We start from the raw sequence: 6,218 nt of genomic DNA on the forward strand, positions 1-6,218 counted from the left end.
GCGGGGTGCCATGGCCGTCGACCACGACGTGCCGCTTGGTGCCTGCTTTGCCGCGGTCCGTCGGATTTGGGCCGGTTGCCGCTCCCCCCTTTTCGCCGGAACAGAGGCGCTGTCCAGCGAGGCCCGGCTCCAGTCCAACTTGTCGGCGCCGTGCAGCCGCTCCAGCAGCACGCGGGTGCAGGCGAGCCCACACGCCTGCCGCCTGCCAGTCCCGCAACCGTCGCCAGCAGGTCATGCCCGACCCGCAGCCCATCTCAGCAGGCAGGTCTTCCCACTGGATGCCGGTCTTGAGGACGAAGCTGATGCCGGTCAGCGCCGCACGGTCCGAAATGGGCGGCCGACCTCCTTTCGGCTTGGGTCGGGGCGGCGGCAGCAAGGGCGCCACTACCTCCCAAAGACCACCAAAAACAAACGGACAAGCCATCCCGTCCCCAACGCACCAAGTCAGGTTTCGTCAGGGGCTCTAAGCCGCCAAAGCGGGATCGGTTGGGCTCCGCTCCCCTGTCCCGCTCCGGCTCATCGTCAGGTTCCGGCCGATCCGGCCTGGCCGATCAGGCCCCCAGCAGCCGCTTCAGCTTCCGCACCGCGCTGTCCGGCGTGGTGAAGACCGGCTTCCCCGTCGCCGCGGCCACCAGCGGGGCGGCGCGGGCCAGGCTGAACTGGGCCAGGGCGATGACGTCGCAATCCGCCAGCGACTTCGCCGCCTCGGCCGCCAGCCGGTCATGCTCCGCCGCGTCGCCGGCATCGAGGGCGGCGAGCGCACCCTCCGCCAGCTTCGGCACCACCGTCACGCCTTCCGGGAATTCCGGTGGCATGCTGTCCAGGGTCGGGGCGAAGGTGGCCAGCAGGCCGATGCGCTTCCCGGCGGCGCAGGCCTCCTCGATCATCGCCTCGTTCGGCTTCAGCACCGGCAGTGGGGCCTGGGCTTCCGCCACCGCCTCGATGCAGGGGCCGAAGGCGGAGCAGGTGAAGAGGATCCCCTCCGCCCCCGTGCCGGTCGCGTAGCGGGCCAGGGTCAGGAAGCGCTCCGTCATCCGCGCATCCAGCCGGCCGGCCCTGGCGAGGTCCGCCGAGAGGCTGGTGTCCAGCAGGTTCATCAGGGTCGCCTCCGGCCAGGCGCGGGCGAAGGCGGCCTCGATGGGCGGCGGGGAGTGGCGGAGGGCGTGGATCAGCGCGATGCGCATGACGGGCCCCTTACTTCGTCACGCAGCGCTTCAGCGGCGAGGGGAATTCGCTGCAATTGGGGAAGACGATCTCGTCCGGCCCGCGGCGTTCCACCCGCAGCACGTTCGGCCCGCCCTCGCAGCCGAAGCCGGCATCATTGGCCGGGCGGGGGCCGATGGCGCTCATCACCGGGGGGGCGGGGGTGAAACGGAATTCCAGCCCGCCATTGGGCGTCCCCGCCACCGTCTCGATATTGCGCTGGCGGTAGGCGACATCCAGCGGCGTCGCCCGCATCACCACGTCCCGGGTGAAGATCACCACCGGGCTGCCGAAGCAGGCGGGGGTGTCGTTGCCGTCGCCCGGGGGGAAGATGCCGCCGGTCCAGGCGCCGAAGCTCCATTCATGCGGCGGGCCGGGGCGTGGCTGCGCCCCCGCATCCAGCGTGGCCGAGAGCGGCAGCCCAAGGACCAGGAGCATCACCCAACGCCGCATGCTTCTCTCCGCACAAGTCACTGGGTTCTTCTAGCCCCCTTCCGGGCCGCCGGGAACCGAGGGCCCCGGCAGGGGGCCGCGCCGTTCCCCCGAACTCACGGTTTCCAGAGGCCCTTCGGCCTTTGCTGGGAGGGGGCTTGGGGGAGGGCAAAGCCCTTCCCCAACCCTAGGCCCGGGCCAGCACCGCCTTGGCCGCCCCATCCCGCACCGGCAGATGCACCAGCGCCGCGAAGGCCGCCGCCGCGATGCAGAGGGACCACATCAAATCGTAGCTGCCGGTCCGGTCGAAGATCAGCCCGCCCAGCCAGGCGCCGGTGAAGCCGCCGAGCTGATGGCCGAGGAAGACCAGGCCGAAGATCGTCGCCAGCCAGCGCGTGCCGAAATTCCGCGCGCAGAGCGCCACGGTGGGCGGCACGGTGGAAAGCCACAGCACCCCCATCGCGGCGGAGAAGATCAGCACGGAGGCGGTGGTCTTCTCGACGAAGAGGAACACCGCCATGACGACGCCGCGCAGCGCGTAGATCCCCACCAGCAGCCCGCGCCGCGACCAGCGGCCGGAGATCTCCCCGGCGCTCAGCGAACCCACCACGTTGAACAGCCCGATCAGGCTGATCGCCCCGGCGCCCACTGCGGCGGGCAGGTGGCAGGAGGCAACGAACCCCGGCAGGTGCACCGCCATGAAGGAGACGTGCAGCCCGCAGACCCAGAAGCCGAAGAAGAGGAACCAGAAGGAGGGGGTACGGAAGGCCCGGCCCAGCGCCGCCCGCGCCGTCTCCTCGGCCGGAGCGCCGGCCACCACGGGGGCCGGCCGGTCGTTCAGCGGCAGGGCGAGCGGGATCATTGCCAGGGAGGTCAGCGCGACCATCACCAGCGCCGCCTGCCAGCCGAAGCTGGCGATCGCGAGATGCGCCAGCGGCACCACCAGGAACTGCCCGAAGGAGGAGCCGGCGGTGCCGAGCCCGGTGGCACGGCCGCGCAGCGTCTCCGGCAGCAGGCGGGTAAGGCTGGCCATGATGACCGGCATGCCGGCGGCCGAGACCGCGGCGCCGACCGCGAGGCCGGCGAAGAGGGTGAAGACCAGCCGGCTATCCGTCAGCGCCATGCCGAGCACGCCGACGCATTGCAGCGCGGCGCCCAGCATCACCACCCGGCGGCCGCCGATGCGGTCCGCGAGCTGGCCCCAGAGCGGCTGGGTGAGGCCGTTCACCAGCACCTGCAGGGCGATGGCGAAGGAGAAATCCGCCGCGCCCCATTGCTTCGCCGTCGTCATGGGGGCGAGGAAGAGGCCGAAGCTCTGGCGCAGCCCCATGGCCAGCGCCGCGGTCATGACGCCGCAGGCCAGCAGCAGGCCGACCGCCACGGCGGGGCTCGCCCCCCTGCTTTCTCCTGGGGGCGTCGCCGCCCTGCCTGCACCTGCCATGCTGCGCATCCTCCGCGGCGTGCCGGCCAGAGCGCCGTCCCCGGGGCGCCGGGGCGCGGAAGGGGCGGGCGATGCCGGGTCCGAATGGTTACCTGGGCTGCTTGTGTCCCATTCCGCACCAGCCCGTTACAAGCCCGGGTGCCGCATGGCCCGGGGGCGGAGGCATGCGGCCGGCGCGGGGCAATGCGCCGTGAATTGCACCCCCGGCGCTGGTGTGCGAAGCCGCGCCCGGCTGCGAAGGACGAGGGAATGCTGCGAAGCCTCTATGACCGGGTGTTGCGGCTGGCCGGGCATCCGAAGGCGCCTGCCTGGCTGGCGGTGGTGAGCTTCGCGGAGAGCAGCGTCTTTCCCATCCCGCCCGACGCCATGCTGATCCCGATGTGCCTGGCGCGGCCGGAGCGGGCCTGGCGCTACGCGCTGATCTGCACCATTGCCTCGGTGCTCGGCGGCATCCTCGGCTATGCCATCGGCTACTACCTGTTCGAGGCGCTGGCCGAGCCGGTGCTGCGCGCCTATGGCCATGCCGATGCACTGCTGCGCTTCCAGGGCTGGTATGAGCGCTGGGGCGCCCTCGTCATCCTCATCAAGGGGCTGACGCCGATCCCCTACAAGATCGTGACCATCGCCTCCGGCGCGGCGCAGTTCAGCTTCCCCATCTTCCTCGCTGCCAGCATCGCGACGCGCGGGGCGCGGTTCTTCCTGCTGGCCTGGCTGATCCGCCGCTTCGGCCCGCCGATCCAGGGCTTCATCGAGAAGCGGCTGACGCTGGTGACGACGGCGGCCGCCGCCGGCATCGTGCTGGGGTTCCTGGCGCTGCGCTACGTGTGACCGGCTGCGGCAATGCGTGAAGGTGGCGTGGCGCATGGGCCGGCAGGGTCGCCTGGCCATCCCCTTCAGGCGCGCGGCTTGCACGCGATCAGCCGCGGCCGATCAGGCAGCGGCCCGGACCTCGTTCCGCATCCTCTCGACATCGCGGACCGGGGACAGACCGAACATCCGCCCATACTCCCGGGTGAATTGCGGCACGCTTTCATAGCCGACAGCATAGGCCGCGCTGCTTGCCGACTGCCCTTCGGCCGACATCAATCGCCGCGCCTCGATCAGGCGCAGCCGCTTCTGGAACTGCAGCGGCGACAGCGAGGTGATGGCCCGGAAATGCCGGTGGAAGCTGGAGGGACTCATCCCCGCCACATCGGCCAGCGCCTCGACCGGCAGGGGGCGGGCGAAGTCGCGTCGCAGCACGGCGATGGCGCGCGCCACGCGCTGGCTGGGCCCCTCGGGCCAACCCAGCCGGCGAATGGCCGGCCCGAGCCGCCCCGCCATGAGCCAGTAATGCATCTCCTGCAGCCGCAGCGCATGCAGCACCGGGTCGGGGTCCGACCGCTCCACCAGGCGCATCAGGCGCAGGGCGGCATCCGCCGTCTCCCCATCGGTCCGCTCGATGCGCACCGCCGGGCCCTCCTCGACCGGCGCGCCCTGCATCCGCAGCGCGAGGTCGGCAACGATGGCCAGGTCGAGCTCGAGCACGAAGGAGAGATAGGGGGCGACGAAGCTGGCGCAGGTGATCTGGCTGACGGTCGGCACATCCGCGGTGATCAGCAGCGAATCCCCGGCCCCGAAGCTGACGCTGTGCCGCCCCATGGTGACCTGCTTGCCACCCTGCAGCACCAGGCAGACCAGCGGCCGCGAGAGGTCGTGGATCAGCCCGCTCGGCGCCGTTGCGCGCACCGTCGCCAGGCCCGGCAGCGGCGTGGCCGCGTAGCCCGACTGGCCGGCATGCGCCTCGGTATGGCGGCGGACACAGCCAAGCAGGGTGCCTGTCATGCCGTCACCATAGCGGATCGGCGCGTGCCGGGGCTAGAGTTGAGAGGATCAGGCAAGCAAGGGCGAGCCGCGGGCAACATGGCCCGGCTTCCCGGGCCGATATTGGGACCACCCCAGTCAGAGGAGCCTGCCATGACCAAGATTTCGCTCGTCACCGGCGCCAGCCGCGGGCTTGGCCGCAACACCGCGCTCAGCATCGCGCGGCGCGGCGGCGATGTCGTCGTCACCTACCACAGCCGCAGCGTCGAGGCCGAGGCCGTGGTGGCGGAGATCGCCGCCCTGGGCCGCAAGGCGGTGGCGCTGCAGCTCGATACCGGCAGCACCGCCGGGTTTGCCGATTTCGCCAGCCGGCTGCGCGCCGCCCTGCGCGAGACCTGGCAGCGCGACAGCTTCGACCATCTCGTCAACAATGCCGGCCATGGCGACATGGCCATGATCGCCGACACCACCGAGGCGCAATTCGACCGCCTGGTCGATGTGCATTTCAAGGGCGTCTTCTTCCTGACCCAGGCGCTGCTGCCGTTGATCGCGGATGGCGGGCGGATCGTGAACCTCTCCTCCGGCCTCACCCGCTTCTCCCATCCGGGCTTTGCGGCCTATGCCGCCGTGAAGGGCGCGATCGAGGTACTCAGCGTCTACATGGCGAAGGAATTGGGCAGCCGGGGCATCGCGGTCAATGTCGTCGCGCCCGGAGCCATCGAGACCGACTTCCTCGGCGGCGCCGTGCGCGACATGCCCGACCTCAACAAGGTCTTCGCCGGGATGACGGCACTCGGGCGCGTCGGCGTGCCGGACGATATCGGCCCGATGATCGCGAGCCTGCTGGGTGAGGAGAATCGCTGGGTCAACGCGCAGCGGATCGAGGTCTCGGGCGGCCAGGCCATCTGACCCGGGCGGGGCAGGCCTCCGCCTGCCCCCAACCGCCTCATGCCATCGGCGGCTGGCGGAGTCCGTCAGCCCCGTGCGCGGTCGGAGGTGACGGCTAGCTGTTTGATCCCGGGGTTTGATGGGGCGGTCTTCCAGCAGGCGTGGAAGGACGCGCTATGGGCCCGGTTCATCATGGGAGCGCCACAACGACAGCGGCGATCCGTCGAGCGATCCAGCATAGTCAAGAGAGCCTGAGAGGGCTCGCCAGCCGCTACGGGGTCACCCCGAAGACCGTGGCCAAGTGGAGGAAGCGCACCTCCGTCTCCGACCGGCGCACCGGCCCTCAGGAGCCCAGATCGACCGTCCTGTCGGTCGAGGATGGACGCCCGAGGACATCAAGCAGATGCTGGCCAGCAAGCAGCCATTCCTCTGCCATGCTTTCGAGTTCGCC

6 protein-coding genes and 2 pseudogenes are annotated in these 6,218 nt (G+C 70.8%); 3 read left to right on the plus strand and 5 right to left on the minus strand.

Annotated features, from left to right (window positions below):
* From NJ376_RS22340 to NJ376_RS22355, 4 genes and pseudogenes are all read right to left on the minus strand, one after another.
* Positions 1 to 424, minus strand: a pseudogene (locus NJ376_RS22340) (IS5 family transposase); the annotation flags it as partial.
* Positions 425 to 551: 127 nt separating this feature from the next.
* A complete protein-coding gene (locus NJ376_RS22345; protein WP_252955503.1) occupies positions 552 to 1,184 on the minus strand; it encodes an aspartate/glutamate racemase family protein in 633 nt (210 codons plus the stop codon).
* Positions 1,185 to 1,194: 10 nt separating this feature from the next.
* On the minus strand, positions 1,195 to 1,656 hold the full coding sequence (locus NJ376_RS22350) for a hypothetical protein (protein WP_252955504.1): 462 nt from the start codon (positions 1,654 to 1,656) through the stop codon (positions 1,195 to 1,197).
* A 166-nt stretch (positions 1,657 to 1,822) separates the two neighbouring features.
* Entirely contained in the window at positions 1,823 to 3,016 is a 1,194-nt protein-coding gene (locus NJ376_RS22355; protein ID WP_252955505.1) for an MFS transporter, read from the minus strand.
* A gap of 309 nt (positions 3,017 to 3,325) precedes the next feature.
* Here NJ376_RS22355 and NJ376_RS22360 point away from each other — a divergent pair, with 309 nt between their 5' ends.
* On the plus strand, positions 3,326 to 3,904 hold the full coding sequence (locus NJ376_RS22360) for a YqaA family protein (protein ID WP_252955506.1): 579 nt from the start codon (positions 3,326 to 3,328) through the stop codon (positions 3,902 to 3,904).
* Positions 3,905 to 4,006: 102 nt separating this feature from the next.
* Here NJ376_RS22360 and NJ376_RS22365 read toward each other — a convergent pair whose 3' ends face one another.
* Positions 4,007 to 4,900: an AraC family transcriptional regulator gene (locus tag NJ376_RS22365; RefSeq protein WP_252955507.1), complete on the minus strand. Its 894-nt coding sequence runs from the start codon at positions 4,898 to 4,900 to the stop codon at positions 4,007 to 4,009.
* Between the two features lie 132 nt (positions 4,901 to 5,032).
* Here NJ376_RS22365 and NJ376_RS22370 point away from each other — a divergent pair, with 132 nt between their 5' ends.
* Positions 5,033 to 5,788, plus strand: coding sequence for an SDR family oxidoreductase (locus NJ376_RS22370; RefSeq protein WP_252955508.1), 756 nt, complete (start codon positions 5,033 to 5,035; stop codon positions 5,786 to 5,788).
* A gap of 155 nt (positions 5,789 to 5,943) precedes the next feature.
* A pseudogene (locus NJ376_RS22375) lies at positions 5,944 to 6,147 on the plus strand (IS481 family transposase); the annotation flags it as partial.
* Positions 6,148 to 6,218: the final 71 nt, after the last annotated feature.

Origin of the sequence: Siccirubricoccus soli (genome assembly GCF_024178315.1) — a bacterium.
GTDB classification, from domain to species: Bacteria; Pseudomonadota; Alphaproteobacteria; order Acetobacterales; family Acetobacteraceae; genus Siccirubricoccus; species Siccirubricoccus soli.